This is a genomic window from Jejubacter calystegiae, assembly GCF_005671395.1.
GTDB lineage: Bacteria > Pseudomonadota > Gammaproteobacteria > Enterobacterales > Enterobacteriaceae > Jejubacter > Jejubacter calystegiae.
Genome location: NZ_CP040428.1, coordinates 1484666 through 1507967 on the forward strand (window position 1 = coordinate 1484666; position 23302 = coordinate 1507967).

Here is a 23302-nt window from a genome sequence, read left to right on the forward strand (position 1 = left end):
TTAGAAGGCAATGTAGCCCGCCATCATCATGGAAATCAGTACCGCGACCATCGCCCACGGCAGGGTCGCACGCAGGATGTCGTTCACATCCACTTTGGCGAAATCGGATGACCAGACGTTATGGGTATTGGTGGGGTCGGAGAGCCCCTGGACCAGATAAGCCGAACGCAGGGCCAGCATGGTCGCCAGCGGAGAGAGACCGCCGTGCATCATCAGCACGCCCACGCCGCTGCCGAGTCCGTAGCTGTTTAGCGGACCGCGATAGAGCGCCAGCGGGCTAAGCAGAGAGAAGAGCAGAATGTAACCCCACAGCGATCCAGGAACGATCGCTTCGATCAACGGCTTAAGGACCACGCTGACCTGCGGCGCCGTGACGGCATTTAGCAGAATGCCGATGCCGATCATCAGACCGATAGCGCCCGCGACATTCTGAATCCCCTCCACCAGGCTACTCACCAGGATATGGGTGATGCGTTTCGGTCTTGCCAGCAGCAGGCAGATTGCCAGGCTCAGGCAGATGGCGGGCACCACATCCATTTTAAAGACAAAGATAATGGTGACCGGCACCAGCGGTGAAATCAGCGCCAGGCCATTGACCTGCTTGCGGCGGTTAAGCGTATCGGCAGTCGGCATCGACCAGGCCTTACGCACTACGACATCGCGTTTCACCATCCAGACCACCATGGCGAGGTAGACGATGGTGGCCGGAATGGCGAACAGCGCGGCGTAACGGGCCATATCGGCAATGGGAATGCCATAGAGATCGTGCATCAGCGCCCAGCCGCTCACGGAGAACAGGCTGCCCAGCGCATGGCAGGCAAGCAGTACGACACAACTGGTGAGTGGCGACAGTCCGGCGGTCAGCAGAATGGGGATCACAATACTGCCTACCAGAATCACCATCCCCAGCCCGTCGCTGGATGAGAAGATAATGGTTCCGATAATAAAGAAAATAATGGCCATGGTGAGCGGTTTATCGCCGGACAGCTCCGCCGCTTTACGGACCAGTGCTTCTGTGACGCCAATTTTCTTGAGCACTTCGCCAAACCATGCGCCAAAAATCAGCGCGGCAATGGTCGCGCCAAGGCGCATCGAACCCTGAGTCAGCACGTTATTGGCAATAGAGAAGGTGCTTTTGTCTGCGCTGAACAGGGGAGCCCCGGCGATCAGCGGCATCAGCACCGCCATAATCGGCAACGCCAGAATAGCGGGCATTTTGCGGGTCATCATCAACCCGGAGAACAGCAGGAAGGTTAACAGAATCGCGCAGATTCTGATGATATGCAGCATATCCATAAAGGCTTCCTTAGAAGTCGAGATAACCCTGTTGTTGACGAATGGTGTCCTGAAGCTGTGACACCTGAAGCTGATGCACGCTGGTACTGGCCCGGGCGACCAGCGCTGCCGCAATCCCACCGGCCTGGCCGATGGCGCCGACCGTAGGGGTGGTGCGAATGGCGGCCTGGGCTTCGAAGGTGGCGGAAATGCAGCGGCCGACCACGATCAGGTTATCCAGCGTCTGTGTAATCAGCGAGCGCCAGGGGATTCCGTACATGCCGCCTTCCGGCAGTTTGCCGTGCTCTGTTCCTTCGCCGTCCGGGCTGTGAATATCGATGGGATAACCGGAGATAGCGATGGTGTCGTCAAAGCGCGTCTGCGCCAGCAAATCTTCGGCCGTAAGCTGGTAGCAGCCTACTATCTGGCAGGAACTGCGCACGCCAACCGACGGACCGGTCTGGACCACCAGCGCCTGCTCAAAGCCGGGTATTCTGCTTTTCATAAAGGCTTCCAGCTCGCGGCACTGCTGGCGCCCCACGAATTCAGCGTGGCTCAGGCTCCAGGGGTCGGTGGAATCGTGATCGAGGATGCGGCTGGTATTAAACACGACCTCGCCTGGAGTATTGGTTTCAAAGAACAGGATGTCCTCACGGGGAATCGAGATCTCCCCGGCGGCTCTGGCCGCTGCCAGCTCTTCTATAAATCCGTGACAGGCCAGACGGCTGGCGTTACGGACATCATCGGCGCGGTAGTGATTGTTAAGCTTATCGATGTTTTCCAGCATATAGCGGCGGATGGCTTCGCGGTCGACGTTGACCATTTTCATGGTCATGGTCATCGGCTGTGATTTACCGTCCGATTCGCGACCTTTGATGACCGGAACGCCTGCTTTGGTGGCCAGCATGGCATCGCCGCTGGCGTCGATAAAGGTAGTGGCACTGATATCCATCAGCCCTGACCTTGTGCAGACCGTGATGCTGTTAACCCGGCGCTCCTCGCAGGTGACATCCGCCAGGGTGGCGTGATAGAGCAGGGTGCCGCCTGCTTCCAACAGCATAAGCTCCAGCTCGTGTTTCATCGCTTCGGCATCGAAGGGGGTATAGGTCGTGGTGAAATGACCGGGGTCCGCAACGTGTCCGGGGGATTTTCCACGGGCCTGTAATCGGCTAATGAGTTCATCGGTAATACCACGAATGACCTGTTTCTCACCGGCATGAAACGTCATCATGGGATTAACGCCATTGGTGGTCAGCGAACCGCCCAGGCAGGAGGTCGCTTCAACAATTAACGTTTTTGCCTGGCAACGTGCTGCGGCAATAGCGGCGATACTGCCAGAGAAACCACCGCCGACAACGACAACATCAAAGTGCTCCATATCCTTACCTTTTAGTAAACATTATTTCGTGTGAAATCCTGCGGGCAATGATGGGCTGTTGTACAGAGGTGGAAAGCGGGTAATGTGAAGGCGCTCTCTGTTTTTAATAAACTTAATTTCAAACTGTGACCGATATTTAACTATCAGTGAAAATCTAATCCTGTCGCGGAAAAAAATTTCCAGGCGCCCGTTGTTATACCGCCTCTGCATCACATTTATTTCGTGATTGCATTGTGTATAGTAAACAAAATGCGTAGCCTGATTTGAGAGCACCGGGTAGAAGGAAACACAGGATGAGACTGGGACTGGATATTGGCGGCACGAAAATTGAAGCGGCGCTGTTAAGCGCACAGGGCGAGATCCTGTACTGCCAGCGCTACCCGACGCCGAAACAGAGCTATAGCCTGTTTCTGGCGGAGGTGATCAGAGTGATTCAACTGGCGCAGCAGCAGGCATCAGCGCCGGTGACGGTGGGTATCGGGGTGCCCGGTACGCCAGATCCCTCCACGGGACTTATCAAAAACTCCAATATCCTGGTACTGAACCAGCAGGCGTTCGTTCGCGATCTGGAACAGGGGCTGGGCATGCCAGTCGCGGTGACCAATGACGCCAACTGCTTCACGCTATCGGAAGCGATGGATGGCGGTGGAAGAGGGCATAGCGTGGTGTTTGGTGTGATACTTGGCACCGGGTGCGGGGGCGGTATGTGTATCGACCAACGGCCGATCGTCGGACCGAATGCCTGTGCCGGCGAGTGGGGGCATAATTCGCTGCCGCGTTACCGGAATGACCGGGACGGTGAGGCGGTTGTCTGTTACTGCGGGCAGACGAACTGCATTGAAAGTTTTATCTCTGGCAGTGGTCTGGAGCGACAGTATGCTGCCCGGGGGATGAACCAGCTCATGGTGCCGGAAATCGTCGGGCGGGTTGCGGCGGGAGAGCGGCTGGCGACTGACGTCTGGGAACAGTATTGCGATCAGCTTGCCCGCTCCCTGGCGGGAATTGTTAATATACTGGATCCGGATATCATTGTTCTGGGCGGCGGCGTTTCCAACGTTGAGCAGCTTTATTCCGGTTTACAGCTGCGCGTCGCCAGCTATGTCTTCGGCGGTCACTGCCATACCCCTATTGTGCGCGCTCGTCATGGCGATAGCAGCGGCGTGCGGGGGGCGGCATGGCTGGGGGCGCAGCAGATGAAAACGTCACAAACGAGTAATGCATGAGTAAACCTGTACGAATCAGAGATATTGCCGATGCCTGTGGCGTATCGCCCGGCGCGGTATCCCGGGCGCTGAAAGGCCAGCCAGGGCTGCGTGATGATACGCGCCAGCGCATTATTTCCGTTGCCCAGCAGCAGGGGTATGACTTTACCCGCCTGCGCAGCGATAAAATCAAACGGGTGCTGTTTTTGCTGCACCGTCAGCATAATATCAGCCGGGCGCTCCCCTTCTATTCCCAGCTTCTGTTGGGGATTGAGGATACCTGTCGGGAGCAGGGCATTGCGCTCAGCTTTCTTGCTATTGGCCCTGGAGATGCCGTTAGCGAACAGGTGATGCTGCATCAGCCCGATGCCCTGATTTGCGCCGGTTTTTTTGAGCCCGAGCTGCTGGCGCTGTTGCAACAGATGAAGCTGCCGCTGGTGCTGACCGATCTGTGGGCCCCGGGGATGCCGTGCGTTAACCCGGATAACGTGTTAGGGGGCTATCTGGCGACGCATCATCTGATTGCGCAGGGACGTCGGCGGATTGCCTTTTTAGCCAGTTCGCTGGCGCATTACAGTATTCGTCAGCGCGAGAAAGGATACCGACAGGCGCTCTATGAGGCGCAGCTATTAATGCCGCCGGAATACGAGGCCATTGCGCCACCGCTGCTGGATACCGAACAGTCGCTTACCCAGGCGGTCAACGAACTGCTTGCGCTTCCGACGCCGCCGGATGCCATTTTTGCCTACAATGACGCTGCGGCACGAGTGGTGTTGAGAGTGTGCGAACAGCGTGGATTACGGGTCCCTGCGGACATTTCGCTGGTGGGGTTTGATGATATCGATGCCGCTGCATGGACTTCGCCGCCCCTGACGACCATTGCCGTAGATAAACAGCAACTGGGACGACAGGCAGTCATGCTGCTGCTGGCTGAGGCGCAGGAAGGAAATACGCTGCTTCCGGTCAGTCTGGTAGCGCGGGCCAGCGCCTGAAATAAAAAACCCGCCCCTGACAGGCGGGAAGTACCACAGTTTAACCCCTTGCGCCTCAGGCGCGTTCGAAAAGGGTGGCTATCCCCTGGCCCAGCCCGATGCACATCGTGGCAAGGCCGAGTTGGGCATCCCGGCGCGTCATCTGGTTCACCAGGGTTGCGGTGATCCTGGCGCCTGAACAGCCCAGAGGGTGACCCAGGGCGATAGCGCCGCCGTTCAGGTTGACCCGATCGTCGATCTTCTCCATTAGCCCCAGATCCTTGATGCAGGGCAGGATCTGCGCGGCGAAGGCCTCGTTCATCTCGACCAGATCGATATCCTCCATCGCTATTCCGGCTTTGCTTAGCGCTTTACGGGTAGCGGGAACCGGGCCATAGCCCATAATTGACGGATCGCAGCCAGCAACGGCCATCGTCCGAATACGCACCTTTGGCGTCAGACCCAGCGATCTGGCATAAGATTCGCTCATAACCAGCAGCGCGGCGGCGCCGTCCGACAGGGCCGATGAGCTGCCCGCGGTAACGGTGCCGTTAACCGGATCGAAGGCTGGTGGCAACTGAGCCAGGGCTTCGACGCTGGTTTCCGGGCGAATCACTTCATCCTGTGTGATGCAGACCAGCGCGCCGTCGGCGTTGTGGCCCCAGGTGGGAACGATCTCATCATTGAACAGACCCGCTTCGGTGGCGGCCCAGGCCAGCTTGTGCGAGCGCGCGGCGAAGCTGTCCTGCATGGCGCGGCTGATGCCGTGCATGCGCGCCAGCATTTCTGCGGTCATCCCCATCATAGCGGCGGCTTTTGCCGTGGTGCGGCTGAGTCCGGGGTGAAAATCCACGCCGTGACTCATTGGAACGTGCCCCATATGCTCTACGCCGCCCACCAGGCAGACCCGGGCGTCGCCGGTCATAATGGCTCGGCTGGCGTCGTGCAGTGCCTGCATGGAAGAGCCGCACAGCCGGTTCACGGTGACGGCAGGCACGCTGGCGGGGATCTCTGCCAGTAGCGCCGCGTTACGGGCGATATTAAACCCCTGCTCCAGAGTCTGCTGAACGCAGCCCCAGTAAATATCATCGATGCTTTCCTGCTCCAGGGCGGGGTTGCGCGAAAGCAGGCTGCGCATCAGGTGCGCCGACAGATCCTCCGCCCGGGTGTGGTGATAAGCGCCCCCTTTAGAGCGGCCCATTGGGGTGCGAATGGCGTCGACAATGACCACATTTTCCATCTCAGCCTCCTCAGGCTTGCGCTACTGCGCCTGCCGGACGAACCGGGGCGACGGGGGGATACCAGGTTTGGTTATTGCGCGCTTTTTCCTGCACGCCAGCGCTGACCGTATAGAGCGGCCCCAGTTGCTGATACTGTTCGGCCATTTCCATGAAACGGGCATTACCCAGAGTGTCCAGCCAGCGCATGGCGCCGCCGTGGAAGGGCGGGAATCCCAGCCCGTAAACCAGGGCAATGTCGGCTTCTGCCGGGCTGGCGATAATTCCTTCTTCAAGGCAGCGGACGACCTCGTTCACCATCGGGATCATCATACGTTTGATAATTTCACTGTCGCTGAAGTCGCGTACTGGTTGGCAGACCTCCAGCAGCAGACGATCGGTGGTGTCGTCCGGCGTTTTGCGCGGTTTGCCTTTACGATCTGGTTGATAGCGCCAGAAGCCCTGGCCGCTCTTCTGACCGTAGCGTCCGGCTTCGAACAGCACGTCGATAGCGTCACGGTCGGATTTCGCCATGCGATCGGGATAGCCCTCCGCCATCACTGTCTGAGCATGGTGGGCAGTATCGATACCTACCACATCCAGCAGCAGGGCGGGTCCCATCGGCCAGCCGAACTTTTTCTCCATCACCTTATCAACCCGTCGGAAATCGGCGCCGTCGCGCAGTAGCTGGCTAAAGGCAGCGAAATAGGGGAACAGCACCCGATTAACGAAAAATCCGGGGCAGTCGTTAACCACCACCGGCGTCTTACCCATTTTCCGGGCCCAGGCGACCACCCGGGCGGTGGTTTCGTCCGTGGTCTGACGGCCACGAATCACTTCGACCAGCGGCATGCGGTGCACCGGGTTAAAGAAGTGCATACCGCAGAATTTTTCAGGTCGTTGCAGGCCTTCCGCCAGCAGTGAGATCGGAATGGTGGAAGTGTTCGAGGCCAGCACGGTATCGGCACCGACCTGACTTTCCAGCTCCGCCAGTACGGCGCGCTTCACTTTAGGATTTTCCACTACCGCTTCGACCACGGCGTCGACCCGTTCAAAGCCGGTATAGTCGAGTGTCGGATGAATGGTCGAGACGACCTCCGAGAGCCTCAGGCCGTCGATTTTCCCCTGCTCCAGCTTTTTATTCAGCAGTTTGCCTGCCTCATTCATGCCCAGCGTCAGCGCTTTGTCGTTGATGTCTTTCATCAACACCGGAATACCTTTCCAGGCACATTGGTAAGCGATGCCGCCGCCCATAATTCCGGCGCCCAGCACTGCGGCCTGACGGGGAGGATTCACGTCGCGGGTCAGTTGTTTCGCCTGACCTTTAATATAATGATCGTTCAGGAAGATACCGACCAGCGCCCGGGCGGCGTCGGTGTGAGCCAGGGGAACAAAGTTGCGGGTTTCCAGCGCCAGTGCTTCGTCGCGAGGCAGACCGGCCGCGGCTTCAATCGTTTCAATGGCCGTTACCGGCGCCGGATAGTGTCCGCCAGCCTGCTGCTTCACCATGGCTTTGGCGGTGGCGAAACTCATGGCTGATTCTATGGGGCTGAGCTTCAGGGGCTGTAGGCGGGGTGCGCGTCTGGCCTTCCAGTCCAGTTGCTCGTTAATGGCCTGGCGCAGCGTGGTTAAGGCTGACTCATGCAGCTTTTCCGGTTCGACGATAGCATCCAGCAGTCCACGCTTCAGGGCTTCGCTGGCATCCAGCTCTTTACCGGCGGCGATGACCTCCATCGCGCTGTCGGCTCCCAGCAGGCGGGGCAGTCTGACGGTGCCACCAAACCCGGGCATGATGCCGAGTCGGGTTTCCGGCAGGCCAATGCGAACATCCGGCGTGGCAATGCGGAAATCGGTCGCCAGCACGCATTCACAGCCGCCGCCGAGCGCATAGCCGTTAATGGCTGAAAGAGTGGGAACCGGAAGATCTTCCAGTCGGCTGAAAATCGAATTGGCATAGCGCAGCCATTCGCTGAGCTGTTCGGCAGGGGCAAGGAACAGCCCCAGAAACTCGGTGATATCAGCGCCGACGATAAACGCCTGTTTGCCGGAGCGCAGCAGGAGCCCGCGCAGTTCCGGCAATGCTTCAAGCACTTCAACCGCCTGGCCCAGGCTGGCAACGGTTGCCGTATCGAGCTTATTGACCGAACCGGGAGCGTCAAAGACCAGTTCGGCGATGCCATCATCCAGCCAGTCGAGGTACAGGGTGTCGCCTTGATAAAGCATATCAATCTCCTGAATCCAGCGTTGGGATCTGGTCTTACCAGATGAAGCGGAGTGTGGAATTAATGTTAATAAAATGCAAATTTCAGTTTAAATAATTGCTGTGAAGATCACGGATGGCGGAAAGGGTTCGGTGCCCGAATGGCTGTGCTAAGATGCGCAGGTTATGGTCGAAAACAGAAGGGTAAACTATGGATTCGCTGGCCGCACAGTATAAAGAGCATATGGCAACGCTACAGGAGCGCGCCCGCAATGTTCTGGCGCGCTTCAATCTTGATGCGTTGCTGATTCATTCGGGTGAACTGTTCAACGTCTTCCTTGACGATCACCCCTATCCCTTCAAGGTGAACCCCCAGTTTAAGGCGTGGGTGCCGGTCACCCAGGTGCCGAACTGCTGGCTGCTGGTGGATGGCGTGAACAAGCCGAAACTCTGGTTCTACCTGCCGGTGGATTACTGGCATAACGTAGAGCCGCTGCCGGACAGTTTCTGGACCGATGAAGTTGAGCTGGTGGCGCTGCCGAAAGCGGATGGCATCGGCAGCCAGTTGCCCGCGAATCGTAAAAATATCGCTTATATTGGCCCGGTGCCGGAACGTGCGCTGCAACTGGAGATTCCGGCCGACCAGATCAACCCGAAAGGGGTGATTGATTACCTGCACTACTACCGCGCCTATAAGAGCGACTATGAGATTAGCTGCATGCGTGAAGCGCAGAAAATGGCGGTATCAGGTCACCGGGCGGCCGAAGAGGCGTTTCTCTCTGGGATGAGCGAATTCGATATTAACCAGGCTTATCTGACCGCGACGGGACATCGTGATATCGATGTGCCTTACGGCAATATTGTGGCCCTGAACGAGCATGCCTCAGTACTTCATTACACCAAACTGGATCACACTGCGCCGCCTGAAATGCGTAGCTTCCTGCTGGATGCCGGGGCGGAGTATAACGGCTATGCGGCGGATCTGACCCGAACCTGGACCACGCATCACGACAGTGACTTTGCCCAACTGATTAAAGACGTCAATGAAGAACAGCAGGCGTTGATCGCCACTATGAAAGTCGGCGAGCGCTATAGCGATTACCATCTTCAGTTTCACCAGCGCCTGGCGAAGATTCTGCGTCGTCATCAGATTGTGACCGACATCAGCGAAGAGGCGATGGTGGAAGCGAACCTGACCGGGCCCTTTATGCCGCATGGTATCGGCCATCCGCTGGGGCTCCAGGTCCACGATGTGGGCGCTTTTATGCAGGATGATACCGGCACCCATCTGGCGCCGCCGGAGCTGTATCCTGCACTGCGCTGCACCCGTATCCTGGAGCCGCGTATGGTGTTGACCATTGAGCCGGGTATCTACTTTATCGACTCGCTGCTGTCGCCCTGGCGTGAAGGCCAGTACAGTAAGCACTTTAACTGGCAGAAGATCGAAGCGCTGAAGCCTTACGGCGGTATCCGTATAGAGGATAACGTGGTGATGCATGAAAATAGCCTCGAAAATATGACCCGGGATCTGAAGCTGGCCTGATGGAAAGCTGGTTGATTCCGGCGGCGCCGGTCACCGTTAACGAAGAGATTAAAAAGAGCCGCTTTACCACGCTGTTGGCCCATACCGACGGCGTGGAGGCGGCGAAGGCGTTTGTTGATGCCGTACGTGCCGAACATCCTGATGCCCGCCATCATTGCTGGGCCTGGGTGGCCGGTGCGCCTGATGATTCGCAGCAGTTGGGGTTTTCCGACGATGGCGAACCCGCGGGCACGGCGGGTAAACCGATTCTGGCGCAGCTGATGGGCAGCGGCGTTGGCGAAATTACCGCCGTGGTGGTGCGTTACTATGGCGGGATTAAGCTTGGAACCGGCGGGCTGGTTAAAGCCTATGGCGGCGGCGTACAGTTGGCGCTTGGCCAGCTCACTACCTCGCGTAGGGTGCCTCTGCAAACGTACCTTCTTCACTGTGACTATGGCCAACTGTCTGGCGTGGAAGCACTGCTGAAACAGTATGAAGGAGTGGTGGACCATAGTGACTATCAGGCCGAAGTCAGGCTCCAGGTGGCGCTTCCCCAGGCAAAAGTGGCCGAATTTTCGGCCAGACTGGCCGATCTGAGCCGCGGTACATTGCATTTGCTACCGTTTGCACAATAATCCCACCTGATATTTTTTTGATTGCAAAGGAAACGGCTGAAATGCATTTTCGTGCCATAACCCGAATCGTTGGCCTGTTGGTTATCCTCTTTTCGGGAACGATGTTCCTTCCCGGCCTGGTGGCATTGATTTATCGGGATGGCGCCGGCCGCGCCTTTACGCAGACCTTTTTTGTCGCACTGGCCATTGGCGTGTTGTTGTGGTGGCCCCATCGTCATCAGAAAAGTGAACTGAAGCCGCGCGAAGGCTTTCTTATTGTGGTGCTGTTCTGGACCGTGCTGGGTAGCGTCGGGGCCCTGCCTTTTATCTTTTCCGAACGGCCTAACCTGACGGTGACTGATGCTTTCTTTGAGTCCTTCTCTGGGCTGACGACCACTGGTGCCACTACGCTTGTGGGGCTGGATTCGCTGCCGCATGCGATACTCTTCTATCGTCAGATGCTTCAGTGGTTTGGCGGGATGGGAATCATCGTACTGGCGGTGGCGATACTCCCGATCCTGGGGGTTGGGGGCATGCAGCTCTATCGCGCGGAAATGCCAGGGCCGCTGAAGGACAATAAAATGCGACCGCGTATTGCCGAGACGGCCAAAACGCTGTGGCTAATCTACGTACTATTAACGATAGCCTGTGCTCTGGCGCTGTGGTTCGCCGGTATGCCAGCCTTCGATGCCATTGGCCACAGCTTTTCGACCATCGCCATCGGCGGCTTTTCGACACATGACGCCAGCGTGGGCTACTTCGACAGCACGACTATCAACACCATTATCGCCATCTTCCTGCTGATCTCTGGCTGTAACTATGGGCTGCACTTCTCGCTGCTGAGCGGTCGCAGCCTGAAGGTGTACTGGCGCGACCCGGAATTCAGAATGTTTATTGGGGTACAGCTATCGCTGGTGGTGATCTGCACTCTGGTGCTGTGGTTCCATAATGTCTATGAATCGGCCTGGCAAACTCTGAATCAGTCTTTCTTCCAGGTGGTCTCGATGGCGACCACGGCAGGGTTCACGACCGACAGTATTGCTCGCTGGCCGCTGTTCCTGCCGGTATTGCTGCTCTGTTCTGCGTTTATCGGCGGCTGTGCTGGTTCTACCGGTGGGGGCCTTAAAGTCATTCGTATCCTGCTGTTGTTTAAACAGGGGAACCGCGAACTGAAGCGCCTGGTGCATCCCAGCGCGGTCTACAGTATTAAGCTTGGCAATCGCGCGCTGCCGGAACGTATTCTGGAAGCCGTGTGGGGATTCTTTTCGGCCTATGCACTGGTCTTCCTGATCAGTATGCTGGCGATTATCGCCACCGGTGTGGACGACTTCTCAGCATTTGCTTCTGTAGCAGCTACGCTAAATAACTTGGGGCCGGGACTTGGCGTAGTGGCGGATAACTTTTCCACCATGAATCCGGTTGCTAAGTGGATCCTGATTTGCAACATGCTGTTCGGGCGACTGGAAGTCTTTACCTTATTGGTACTCTTTACGCCAACATTCTGGCGCGAATAATCGGAGCGAAATGTGACAACCCTGATTCTGTTTTCGACAAGGGACGGGCAAACCCGGGAGATTGCTGCCAGCATTGCTTCCGGTCTGAAGGAACATGGCATTGATGCCGAGCTGCAGAATCTGCATCGGGTGGAAACGCTGGCGTGGGAGCAGTACGATCGGGTGGTGATTGGCGCTTCTATTCGCTATGGCCATTTTCATCCGGCCCTGACGGATTTTGTGAAAAAGCATGTGGTCGAGCTCAATGCGCGGCCAGGCGCCTTCTTTTCCGTAAATCTGGTTGCTCGTAAGCCGGAAAAGCGGACTCCGCAAACCAACTCTTATACGCGCAAGTTTCTGCTGGCTTCTCCCTGGCAACCGGATCTCAGCGCGGTCTTTGCTGGCGCGCTGCGTTATCCACGCTATCGCTGGTTTGATCGCTTTATGATTCGCCTGATTATGAAAATGACCGGGGGAGAAACGGATACCAGTAAAGAAGTGGTCTACACCGACTGGAATCAGGTGGCTGATTTTGCCCGTGAAGTTGCTCGCTTAACGCGCAGCGGGACGATTAATTGAGCGTAATGGCGGAAAAACGGGCTGATAAACATTTTTTTTAAATTAGCCCTTGCCAGCACGAATTCAGGCCCTATAATGCGCCACCACTGACACGGAACAACGCCTTACGGCACACCGGGTCAGCGGGACGAAAGCGAAAATAAACGCTTGACTCTCAAGCGGGAAAGCGTAATATACGCAGCCCGCGCCGCTGACAAAACAGCGCGCACTGCTCTTTAACAATTTATCAGACAATCTGTGTGGGCACTCGAAAGCACTGATATCCTGAACGTCGAAAGACGCTAAATGAATATCAAGTCTCAAGAGTGAACACGTAATTCATTACGAAGTTTAATTCTTTGAGCATCAAACTTTAATTGAAGAGTTTGATCATGGCTCAGATTGAACGCTGGCGGCAGGCCTAACACATGCAAGTCGGGCGGTAACAGGGAGAAGCTTGCTTCTCTGCTGACGAGCGGCGGACGGGTGAGTAATGTCTGGGGATCTGCCTGATGGAGGGGGATAACCACTGGAAACGGTGGCTAATACCGCATAATCTCGAAAGAGCAAAGTGGGGGACCTTCGGGCCTCACGCCATCAGATGAACCCAGATGGGATTAGCTAGCAGGTAGGGTAATGGCCTACCTGGGCGACGATCCCTAGCTGGTCTGAGAGGATGACCAGCCACACTGGAACTGAGACACGGTCCAGACTCCTACGGGAGGCAGCAGTGGGGAATATTGCACAATGGGCGCAAGCCTGATGCAGCCATGCCGCGTGTATGAAGAAGGCCTTCGGGTTGTAAAGTACTTTCAGTCAGGAGGAAGGGTGTGAGCTTAATACGCTCATGCATTGACGTTACTGACAGAAGAAGCACCGGCTAACTCCGTGCCAGCAGCCGCGGTAATACGGAGGGTGCAAGCGTTAATCGGAATTACTGGGCGTAAAGCGCACGCAGGCGGTTGGTTAAGTCAGATGTGAAATCCCCGGGCTCAACCCGGGAACTGCATTTGAAACTGGCCAGCTGGAGTCTCGTAGAGGGAGGTAGAATTCCAGGTGTAGCGGTGAAATGCGTAGAGATCTGGAGGAATACCGGTGGCGAAGGCGGCCTCCTGGACGAAGACTGACGCTCAGGTGCGAAAGCGTGGGGAGCAAACAGGATTAGATACCCTGGTAGTCCACGCCGTAAACGATGTCGACTTGGAGGCTGTGAGCTTGACTCGTGGCTTCCGGAGCTAACGCGTTAAGTCGACCGCCTGGGGAGTACGGCCGCAAGGTTAAAACTCAAATGAATTGACGGGGGCCCGCACAAGCGGTGGAGCATGTGGTTTAATTCGATGCAACGCGAAGAACCTTACCTGGTCTTGACATCCACGGAAGGTCTCAGAGATGAGACTGTGCCTTCGGGAGCCGTGAGACAGGTGCTGCATGGCTGTCGTCAGCTCGTGTTGTGAAATGTTGGGTTAAGTCCCGCAACGAGCGCAACCCTTATCCTTTGTTGCCAGCGATTCGGTCGGGAACTCAAAGGAGACTGCCGGTGATAAACCGGAGGAAGGTGGGGATGACGTCAAGTCATCATGGCCCTTACGACCAGGGCTACACACGTGCTACAATGGCGCATACAAAGAGAAGCGACCTCGCGAGAGCAAGCGGACCTCATAAAGTGCGTCGTAGTCCGGATTGGAGTCTGCAACTCGACTCCATGAAGTCGGAATCGCTAGTAATCGTGAATCAGAATGTCACGGTGAATACGTTCCCGGGCCTTGTACACACCGCCCGTCACACCATGGGAGTGGGTTGCAAAAGAAGTAGGTAGCTTAACCTTCGGGAGGGCGCTTACCACTTTGTGATTCATGACTGGGGTGAAGTCGTAACAAGGTAACCGTAGGGGAACCTGCGGTTGGATCACCTCCTTACCTTTGGATACAGGTTTCGCAGTGTCCACACAGATTGTCTGATGAAAGTAAAGAAGCAAGACGGCTACGAAGTCGTGACACTTTTCGTGTCCCCTTCGTCTAGCGGTTAGGACTCCGCCCTTTCACGGCGGCAACAGGGGTTCGAATCCCCTAGGGGACGCCACTTGCTCGGTGACAGGTGAAAGATGTTACCCCCGATATCTCAAAACTGGCTCAGTGAGTCACGTTTGAGATATTTGCTCTTTAACAATCCGGAACAAGCTGAAAATTGATAATCCATAAACGGGACAACCGTTTAATGGGTCTCTCAAGCTTACAACACGAAGACATCTTCGGGTTGTGAGGTTAAGCGAATAAGCGTACACGGTGGATGCCCTGGCAGTCAGAGGCGATGAAGGACGTGCTAATCTGCGAAAAGCGTCGGTAAGCTGATATGAGGCGTTATAACCGACGATGTCCGAATGGGGAAACCCAGTGTGATTCGTCACACTATCATTAACTGAATCCATAGGTTAATGAGGCGAACCGGGAGAACTGAAACATCTAAGTACCCCGAGGAAAAGAAATCAACCGAGATTCCCTGAGTAGCGGCGAGCGAACGGGGAAGAGCCCAGAGTCTGAATCAGCGTGTGTATTAGTGGAACGGTCTGGAAAGTCCGGCGATACAGGGTGACAGCCCCGTACACGAAAATGCACATGCTGTGAGCTCGATGAGTAGGGCGGGACACGTGTTATCCTGTCTGAATATGGGGGGACCATCCTCCAAGGCTAAATACTCCTGACTGACCGATAGTGAACCAGTACCGTGAGGGAAAGGCGAAAAGAACCCCGGCGAGGGGAGTGAAACAGAACCTGAAACCGTGTACGTACAAGCAGTGGGAGCACTCTTTATGGGTGTGACTGCGTACCTTTTGTATAATGGGTCAGCGACTTATATTCTGTAGCAAGGTTAACCGAATAGGGGAGCCGAAGGGAAACCGAGTCTTAACCGGGCGTTAAGTTGCAGGGTATAGACCCGAAACCCGGTGATCTAGCCATGGGCAGGTTGAAGGTTGGGTAACACTAACTGGAGGACCGAACCGACTAATGTTGAAAAATTAGCGGATGACCTGTGGCTGGGGGTGAAAGGCCAATCAAACCGGGAGATAGCTGGTTCTCCCCGAAAGCTATTTAGGTAGCGCCTCGTGAATTCATCTCCGGGGGTAGAGCACTGTTTCGGCTAGGGGGCCATCCCGGCTTACCAACCCGATGCAAACTACGAATACCGGAGAATGTTATCACGGGAGACACACGGCGGGTGCTAACGTCCGTCGTGAAGAGGGAAACAACCCAGACCGCCAGCTAAGGTCCCAAAGTCATGGTTAAGTGGGAAACGATGTGGGAAGGCCCAGACAGCCAGGATGTTGGCTTAGAAGCAGCCATCATTTAAAGAAAGCGTAATAGCTCACTGGTCGAGTCGGCCTGCGCGGAAGATGTAACGGGGCTAAACCATGCACCGAAGCTGCGGCAGCGACACTCATGTGTTGTTGGGTAGGGGAGCGTTCTGTAAGCCGTTGAAGGTGTACTGTGAGGTATGCTGGAGGTATCAGAAGTGCGAATGCTGACATGAGTAACGATAAAGCGGGTGAAAAGCCCGCTCGCCGGAAGACCAAGGGTTCCTGTCCAACGTTAATCGGGGCAGGGTGAGTCGACCCCTAAGGCGAGGCCGAAAGGCGTAGTCGATGGGAAACGGGTTAATATTCCCGTACTCGGTGTTACTGCGATGGGGGAACGGAGAAGGCTATGTCATCCGGGCGACGGTCGTCCCGGTTTAAGCGTGTAGGCTGACTTTCCAGGCAAATCCGGAAAGTTAAGGCTGAGGCGTGATGACGAGGCACTACGGTGCTGAAGTGACAAATGCCCTGCTTCCAGGAAAAGCCTCTAAGCTTCAGGTAACAACGAATCGTACCCGAAACCGACACAGGTGGTCAGGTAGAGAATACCAAGGCGCTTGAGAGAACCCGGGTGAAGGAACTAGGCAAAATGGTGCCGTAACTTCGGGAGAAGGCACGCTGACATGTAGGTGAAGCCCCTGCGGGTGGAGCTGAAGTCAGTCGAAGATACCAGCTGGCTGCAACTGTTTATTAAAAACACAGCACTCTGCAAACACGAAAGTGGACGTATAGGGTGTGACGCCTGCCCGGTGCCGGAAGGTTAATTGATGGGGTTATGGGTAACCAGAAGCTCCTGATCGAAGCCCCGGTAAACGGCGGCCGTAACTATAACGGTCCTAAGGTAGCGAAATTCCTTGTCGGGTAAGTTCCGACCTGCACGAATGGCGTAATGATGGCCAGGCTGTCTCCACCCGGGACTCAGTGAAATTGAACTCGCTGTGAAGATGCAGTGTACCCGCGGCAAGACGGAAAGACCCCGTGAACCTTTACTATAGCTTGACACTGAACATTGAGCCTTGATGTGTAGGATAGGTGGGAGGCTTTGAAGCGTGGACGCAAGTACACGTGGAGCCAACCTTGAAATACCACCCTTTAATGTTTGATGTTCTAACCTGGCGCCCTAATCGGGCGTGGGGACAGTGTCTGGTGGGTAGTTTGACTGGGGCGGTCTCCTCCCAAAGAGTAACGGAGGAGCACGAAGGTTGGCTAATCCTGGTCGGACATCAGGAGGTTAGTGCAATGGCATAAGCCAGCTTGACTGCGAGCGTGACGGCGCGAGCAGGTGCGAAAGCAGGTCATAGTGATCCGGTGGTTCTGAATGGAAGGGCCATCGCTCAACGGATAAAAGGTACTCCGGGGATAACAGGCTGATACCGCCCAAGAGTTCATATCGACGGCGGTGTTTGGCACCTCGATGTCGGCTCATCACATCCTGGGGCTGAAGTAGGTCCCAAGGGTATGGCTGTTCGCCATTTAAAGTGGTACGCGAGCTGGGTTTAGAACGTCGTGAGACAGTTCGGTCCCTATCTGCCGTGGGCGCTGGAAGACTGAGGGGGGCTGCTCCTAGTACGAGAGGACCGGAGTGGACGCACCACTGGTGTTCGGGTTGTGATGCCAATTGCATTGCCCGGTAGCTAAGTGCGGAAAAGATAAGTGCTGAAAGCATCTAAGCACGAAACTTGCCCCGAGATGAGTCTTCCCTGAGACTTTGAGTCTCCTGAAGGGACGTTGAAGACGACGACGTTGATAGGCCGGGTGTGTAAGCGCAGCGATGCGTTGAGCTAACCGGTACTAATGACCCGAGAGGCTTAACCTTACAACGCCAAAGATGTTTTGGTATGATGTTGAGAGACAGAATCAAATCAGCTTGTGACGGATAAACGCTTATGGCCGTGTGTGGCGGTAAGCGGAACAGAATTTGCCTGGCGGCGAGAGCGCGGTGGTCCCACCTGACCCCATGCCGAACTCAGAAGTGAAACGCCGTAGCGCCGATGGTAGTGTGGGGTCTCCCCATGCGAGAGTAGGGAACTGCCAGGCATCAAATTAGTGAAGAACCCCGGTCATTGACCGGGGTTTTTTGCGTTCAGGGAACGGGGAAAAATCCCCTCCCCGTCACGTTATAAGCGATCGTCGCCAGGATAGGGTAAACTAGCGGGGTTTGACTGACCTGGAAAGAAACCATGACCACCTCCCTAAAACCTTTCAATACATTCGGTATAGATGCACAAGCCGCTCGAATTGTGCACGCTGAAAATGAACAGCAACTCCTGAAGGCATGGCAGAGCGCCAGTGCGGAACATCAGCCGATATTGATCCTGGGGGAGGGAAGCAACGTACTACTGCTGGAAGACTTTGCAGGCACGGTGATCCTGAATCGTATTGGTGGCATAGACATCCGTGAAGGGCATGATGCCTGGTATTTGCACGTGGGTGCGGGTGAAAACTGGCACCACCTGGTGAAGTATACGCTGGATCATGGTATTGCTGGTCTGGAGAATCTGGCGCTGATTCCTGGATGTGCGGGGTCTGCGCCTATTCAGAACATCGGTGCCTATGGCGTGGAGCTGAAGCAGGTGTGTGATTATGTTGACTGCCTGGAACTTGCTACCGGGAAGCATAAACGCCTGTTGGCGGATGAATGCTGCTTCGGTTATCGCGACAGTATCTTCAAGCATGAGTATCAGCACCGCTATGCCATCACGGCACTGGGCCTGCGCCTGCCTAAACAATGGCAGCCAGTGCTCTCCTATGGCGATCTGTCCCGCCATAACTCTCAGAATGTTACGCCACGTCAGGTTTTCGACGCGGTGTGCCATATGAGACGCAGTAAGTTGCCGGATCCCGCACTTACCGGGAATGCAGGCAGCTTTTTCAAAAATCCTGTCATCACAGAGCAGCAGGCCGCGTCATTACTGGCGGAGTACCCTAATGCTCCTCGTTATCCTCAGGTGGATGGAACGGTGAAGCTGGCAGCCGGCTGGCTGATCGACCGCTGCCAGTTAAAAGGACATCAGAAAGGGGGGGCTGCGGTTCATCGTCAACAGGCGTTGGTTCTGATTAATGAAAACAATGCGACTGCACGGGATGTGGTTGCCCTGGCCCATGACGTCCGACAGCGTGTGGGGGAAACGTTTAATGTCTGGCTTGAACCTGAAGTCCGCTTTATTGGCGCCCGGGGAGAAGTCAGCGCGGTGGAGACCATTGCATGAAGGATTACAAGATCCCCCTGACGTTGATCGGCATTCTGGCCGACGGCGAGTTTCATTCTGGCGAGCAGCTTGGTGAGCAGTTGGGAATGAGCCGGGCTGCGATTAATAAGCATATTCAAACCCTGCGTGACTGGGGGATCGATGTCTTTACCGTTCCAGGTAAGGGCTATAGCCTGCCTGCCCCTATTCAGTTACTGGAGCGCGATGTCATCCTCAACCAGATTGGTGATGGCTCGGTGGAGGTGCTGCCGGTGATCGATTCCACTAACCAGTACCTGATTAACCGTATTGGTGAACTGCATTCGGGTGACGTCTGTATTGCCGAATATCAACAGGCCGGTCGTGGCCGCCGTGGCCGTCAGTGGTTCTCTCCCTTTGGTGCGAACCTGTATCTTTCCATGTACTGGCGTCTTGAGCAGGGACCTGCAGCGGCTGTAGGGTTGAGTCTGGTGATCGGTATCGTCATGGCTGAAGTGCTTCACAAGCTGGGTGCCGATGAGGTTAGGGTTAAATGGCCGAACGATCTCTATTTACATGACCGTAAGCTGGCGGGGATTCTTGTTGAACTCACGGGTAAGACCGGTGATGCGGCGCAGATCGTTTTCGGTGGTGGTATTAACCTGGCAATGCGTAATGTTGCGACCGATATCGTAAACCAGGGCTGGATCAATCTGCAGGAGGCGGGGATCAGCGTCGACCGTAACCAACTGGCGGTGCTACTGATCAAAGAGCTGCGTCAGTCACTGCGTCAGTTTGAACAAGGTGGCCTGGCGACTTTCCTGGCGCGCTGGGAAAAGCTGGATAATTTTATTAACCGGCCGGTTAAGCTCATTATTGGCGAGCGTGAAATACCCGGTATCTCTCGGGGAATTAATGAACAGGGCGCGCTAATGCTGGAGCAGGATGGGGTAATTACGCCCTGGGTTGGCGGCGAAATTTCATTACGTCCGGGCGATTAATAATAAAGGGGGATATACCCCCTTTGTTTATTTCCGTAACCGCACGCAGTCCACGGCGTGATTGGCGCTTTTGGTCATGATCAGACTGGCGCGCTCACGAGTGGGAAGGATATTTTCCTTAAGATTCTGCCAGTTAATTTCTCTCCACAGACGAGTCGCTGTCTCGACAGCCTCATCACGGGATAACTTTGCATAGTTGTGGAAATAAGAGTCGGGATCGGTAAATGCCCCTTCGCGGAATTTCAGGAAGCGGTTAATGTACCAGCTTTCCAGTAAATTCTCAGGCGCATCGACGTAAATAGAAAAGTCGACGAAGTCAGAGACAAATACATGATGCGGATCGTGGGGATAATCCATGCCACTCTGTAGAACATTAAGACCTTCAAGAATCAGAATGTCCGGTTGATTAACGGTTTTATCTCCACCGGGAATCACGTCATAGGTCAGATGAGAATAGACCGGTGCGGTAACGTTAGGTACGCCTGACTTGATGTCTGAGACAAACTTCACCAGCCGGTGCATATCATATGACTGTGGGAACCCCTTCTTCTTCATCAGGTTACGTTCGTTCAGAACCTTGATGGGGTAGAGGAAACCGTCAGTGGTAATAAGCTCTACTTTGCGATGTTCCGGCCAGCGGCTGAGTAACGCCTGTAAAACGCGCGCAGTAGTGCTTTTACCCACGGCAACGCTGCCGGCGATACTAATCACATACGGAATCCGCTGCCCATTGGTACCGAGGAATTGCTCCAGCACCGCCTGACGACGTAGATCAGAACTGATATAGAAATTTAGTAGACGGGAAAGAGGCAGATAGATTTCCGCCACCTCTTCAAGCGAGAGATCTTCGTTGATCCCCTTAAGGCGTGCGACTTCGCTTTCCGTCAGCGTCATGGGGACGGAATTACGAAGTGCGGCCCACTGGCTCCGGTTGAACTGAAGATAAGGCGTCATTAACTTTTGCTCTTTATTGCTCATAAGCATGCATCGGCCTGCGGTTCAGGGAGATACCAGAGGACTCCCACACTGGCGCACTACATCAACAAATTTTTAATATCAGGGCTGGAGGGTATCACCAGATGCTGGCGAATAATAAGAAAAAATCGCCTCTGGTCATCCTGTGCTATGCTGCAATCGAAGCGTTAGTCTGGTGCTGTACCGGGTCAGTGGTGCGGAGTCTGCGCACATAATGTGCAATGTTCTGGTGGATAAGGAAAATCTGCTGAACATAAAATCCGCGCCCGCAGAGAAATCGCGGTAGCAAATTGCGTAAAATAACAGCACTTTTTCGGTCTGTAGCGCAAAATGTGAGCGGTAGGCCATTTTACGCAATTTTTTTGTTGCATAGGCGGGCAGCTGTTTCTAGAATGCGCGCTACTTGATGCCGGCTTAGCTCAGTTGGTAGAGCAACTGACTTGTAATCAGTAGGTCGCCAGTTCGATTCCGGCAGCCGGCACCATCAAGTATCGGGTGGGGTTCCCGAGTGGCCAAAGGGAGCAGACTGTAAATCTGCCGTCATCGACTTCGAAGGTTCGAATCCTTCCCCCACCACCATATTCACCGCAGAAATGCGGTAAACCAGTAAGCGGTTTCGTTAAGAAACGCTTGCCGGGGAAGGCGCAAGCCTTCTGGGGCATTATGTCACGGTTGAGTAATCAACCTGCGTGGTGGCCCCCTGGTGAGACGTATTTTGTCTCACCGCTGTTTTAGCAGTGCTTTTAGTGCTGTGAGGCGGTAGCCTCAACAAAACGGCTCGAATACTTGAGAGGTTTTCTCTCCAGAAAGAATCAGGTAGCCGGGTTTCAGGATGCGGGCATCGTATAATGGCTATTACCTCAGCCTTCCAAGCTGATGATGCGGGTTCGATTCCCGCTGCCCGCTCCAGTGCTGATATAGCTCAGTTGGTAGAGCGCACCCTTGGTAAGGGTGAGGTCGGCAGTTCGAATCTGCCTATCAGCACCACCTCCTTTATCCCCCCTGTTTCTCTTCTGCTTGCTGAATTCAACAAATTCAGGCGTTGTGCCTGGTTGATGTGGTGATATCACCGATTTATCCGTGTCTTAGAGGGACAATCGATGTCTAAAGAAAAGTTTGAACGTACAAAACCGCACGTTAACGTCGGTACTATCGGCCACGTTGACCATGGTAAAACAACGCTGACCGCCGCCATTACCACCGTACTGGCTAAAACCTACGGTGGTTCTGCTCGCGCATTCGATCAGATCGATAACGCGCCGGAAGAAAAAGCTCGTGGTATCACCATCAACACCTCTCACGTTGAGTATGACACCCCGACTCGCCACTACGCGCACGTTGACTGCCCCGGGCACGCCGACTACGTGAAAAACATGATCACCGGTGCTGCTCAGATGGACGGCGCTATCCTGGTTGTTGCTGCAACTGACGGCCCGATGCCGCAGACCCGTGAGCACATCCTGCTGGGTCGCCAGGTAGGCGTACCGTGCATCATCGTGTTCATGAACAAGTGCGACATGGTTGATGACGAAGAGCTGCTGGAACTGGTTGAGATGGAAGTTCGTGAGCTGCTGTCTCAGTACGACTTCCCGGGCGACGACTGCCCGGTTATCCGCGGTTCTGCACTGAAAGCGCTGGAAGGTGACGCTGAGTGGGAAGCGAAGATCGTTGAACTGGCTGAAGCTCTGGATACCTACATCCCTGAGCCGGAGCGTGACACCGACAAGCCGTTCCTGCTGCCGATCGAAGACGTATTCTCCATCTCTGGTCGTGGTACCGTTGTTACCGGTCGTGTTGAAACCGGTATCGTTAAAGTGGGCGACGAAGTAGAAATCGTCGGTATCAAAGATACTGCGAAGACCACCTGTACTGGCGTTGAAATGTTCCGCAAACTGCTGGACGAAGGTCGTGCTGGTGAGAACTGTGGCGTTCTGCTGCGTGGTACCAAGCGTGATGAAATCCAGCGTGGCCAGGTTCTGGCTAAGCCGGGCTCCATCAAGCCGCACACCAAGTTCGAAGCGGAAGTTTACGTTCTGTCCAAAGACGAAGGCGGCCGTCACACTCCGTTCTTCAAAGGCTACCGTCCGCAGTTCTACTTCCGTACCACTGACGTGACGGGTTCTATCACTCTGCCGGAAGGCGTAGAGATGGTAATGCCGGGCGACAACGTTAAAATGAACGTTGAGCTGATCCATCCGATCGCAATGGACCAGGGTCTGCGCTTCGCAATCCGTGAAGGCGGTCGTACCGTTGGTGCGGGTGTTGTTGCTAAAGTTGAAGCTTAATTGCCGATAACGTTTGACGCAATGCACAAGGAAAGGGCATCATTTGATGCCCTTTTTGTACGCTGTCGAAATACAGAACCTGGCTCATCAGTGAT

General features: G+C 55.2%; 14 protein-coding genes, 5 tRNA genes and 3 rRNA genes. 17 read left to right on the forward strand and 5 right to left on the reverse strand.

Annotation, left to right across the window (positions count from 1 at the left end; all coding sequences use genetic code 11):
• Complete coding sequence (locus FEM41_RS06840) at window positions 1–1296, reverse strand: Na+/H+ antiporter NhaC family protein (protein ID WP_138095275.1); 1296 nt, start codon at window positions 1294–1296, stop codon at window positions 1–3.
• 10 nt (window positions 1297–1306) lie between these two features.
• Window positions 1307–2653 carry an FAD-dependent oxidoreductase gene (locus FEM41_RS06845; RefSeq protein ID WP_138095276.1) on the reverse strand — a complete coding sequence of 449 codons (1347 nt, stop codon included), beginning with the start codon at window positions 2651–2653 and terminating at the stop codon, window positions 1307–1309.
• A 293-nt stretch (window positions 2654–2946) separates the two neighbouring features.
• Between FEM41_RS06845 and FEM41_RS06850 the strand changes: the two genes are divergently transcribed.
• Entirely contained in the window at window positions 2947–3876 is a 930-nt protein-coding gene (locus tag FEM41_RS06850; RefSeq protein WP_138095277.1) for an ROK family protein, read from the forward strand.
• A complete protein-coding gene (locus FEM41_RS06855) occupies window positions 3873–4847 on the forward strand; it encodes a LacI family DNA-binding transcriptional regulator (protein ID WP_138095278.1) in 975 nt (324 codons plus the stop codon). Before FEM41_RS06850 ends, FEM41_RS06855 begins: the two co-directional genes overlap by 4 nt.
• A gap of 55 nt (window positions 4848–4902) precedes the next feature.
• Here the strand turns inward: FEM41_RS06855 and fadA are convergent, their stop codons facing one another.
• Entirely contained in the window at window positions 4903–6066 is a 1164-nt protein-coding gene (fadA, locus tag FEM41_RS06860) for an acetyl-CoA C-acyltransferase FadA (protein ID WP_138095279.1), read from the reverse strand.
• 10 nt (window positions 6067–6076) lie between these two features.
• Entirely contained in the window at window positions 6077–8266 is a 2190-nt protein-coding gene (fadB, locus tag FEM41_RS06865; protein WP_138095280.1) for a fatty acid oxidation complex subunit alpha FadB, read from the reverse strand.
• Between the two features lie 188 nt (window positions 8267–8454).
• Between fadB and pepQ the strand changes: the two genes are divergently transcribed.
• The 10 genes from pepQ (at window position 8455) to birA (ending at window position 19947) form a co-directional block, all read left to right on the forward strand.
• Window positions 8455–9786: a Xaa-Pro dipeptidase gene (gene pepQ / locus FEM41_RS06870; protein ID WP_138095281.1), complete on the forward strand. Its 1332-nt coding sequence runs from the start codon at window positions 8455–8457 to the stop codon at window positions 9784–9786.
• The gene (locus tag FEM41_RS06875; RefSeq protein WP_138095282.1) at window positions 9786–10400 is read left to right on the forward strand and encodes an IMPACT family protein; all 615 of its coding nucleotides are present in this window, start codon (window positions 9786–9788) and stop codon (window positions 10398–10400) included. Before pepQ ends, FEM41_RS06875 begins: the two co-directional genes overlap by 1 nt.
• Window positions 10401–10441: 41 nt before the next feature.
• A complete protein-coding gene (gene trkH / locus FEM41_RS06880) occupies window positions 10442–11893 on the forward strand; it encodes a Trk system potassium transporter TrkH (RefSeq protein WP_138095283.1) in 1452 nt (483 codons plus the stop codon).
• 12 nt (window positions 11894–11905) lie between these two features.
• Window positions 11906–12451, forward strand: coding sequence for a menaquinone-dependent protoporphyrinogen IX dehydrogenase (gene hemG, locus FEM41_RS06885; RefSeq protein WP_138095284.1), 546 nt, complete (start codon window positions 11906–11908; stop codon window positions 12449–12451).
• A 353-nt stretch (window positions 12452–12804) separates the two neighbouring features.
• Window positions 12805–14346, forward strand: a 16S ribosomal RNA gene (locus tag FEM41_RS06890).
• Window positions 14347–14434: 88 nt separating this feature from the next.
• Window positions 14435–14509: transfer RNA gene (locus FEM41_RS06895), tRNA-Glu, on the forward strand.
• A gap of 180 nt (window positions 14510–14689) precedes the next feature.
• Window positions 14690–17595 (forward strand): 23S ribosomal RNA (locus FEM41_RS06900).
• A 105-nt stretch (window positions 17596–17700) separates the two neighbouring features.
• A 5S ribosomal RNA gene (gene rrf / locus FEM41_RS06905) occupies window positions 17701–17816 on the forward strand.
• Together the 16S, 23S and 5S rRNA genes with 1 tRNA gene alongside form the textbook arrangement of a ribosomal RNA operon.
• 143 nt (window positions 17817–17959) lie before the next feature.
• Window positions 17960–18988, forward strand: a complete 1029-nt coding sequence (gene murB / locus FEM41_RS06910; RefSeq protein WP_138095285.1) for a UDP-N-acetylmuramate dehydrogenase — start codon at window positions 17960–17962, stop codon at window positions 18986–18988.
• Window positions 18985–19947 (forward strand): bifunctional biotin--[acetyl-CoA-carboxylase] ligase/biotin operon repressor BirA, encoded by a 963-nt coding sequence (gene birA, locus FEM41_RS06915; protein WP_138095286.1) that lies wholly within the window; start codon window positions 18985–18987, stop codon window positions 19945–19947. The genes murB and birA overlap by 4 nt, the downstream gene beginning before the upstream one ends.
• A gap of 27 nt (window positions 19948–19974) precedes the next feature.
• Here birA and coaA read toward each other — a convergent pair whose 3' ends face one another.
• Entirely contained in the window at window positions 19975–20925 is a 951-nt protein-coding gene (coaA, locus tag FEM41_RS06920) for a type I pantothenate kinase (protein ID WP_138095287.1), read from the reverse strand.
• Between the two features lie 405 nt (window positions 20926–21330).
• Between coaA and FEM41_RS06925 the strand changes: the two genes are divergently transcribed.
• The 5 genes from FEM41_RS06925 to tuf all read left to right on the forward strand — a co-directional run bounded on the left by FEM41_RS06925 (window position 21331) and on the right by tuf (window position 23207).
• Window positions 21331–21406: transfer RNA gene (locus FEM41_RS06925), tRNA-Thr, on the forward strand.
• Between the two features lie 10 nt (window positions 21407–21416).
• A tRNA-Tyr gene (locus FEM41_RS06930) sits at window positions 21417–21501 on the forward strand.
• A 255-nt stretch (window positions 21502–21756) separates the two neighbouring features.
• A tRNA-Gly gene (locus FEM41_RS06935) sits at window positions 21757–21831 on the forward strand.
• A 2-nt stretch (window positions 21832–21833) separates the two neighbouring features.
• Window positions 21834–21909, forward strand: a tRNA-Thr gene (locus tag FEM41_RS06940).
• A 113-nt stretch (window positions 21910–22022) separates the two neighbouring features.
• Window positions 22023–23207, forward strand: a complete 1185-nt coding sequence (gene tuf, locus FEM41_RS06945; RefSeq protein WP_138095288.1) for an elongation factor Tu — start codon at window positions 22023–22025, stop codon at window positions 23205–23207.
• Window positions 23208–23302: the final 95 nt, after the last annotated feature.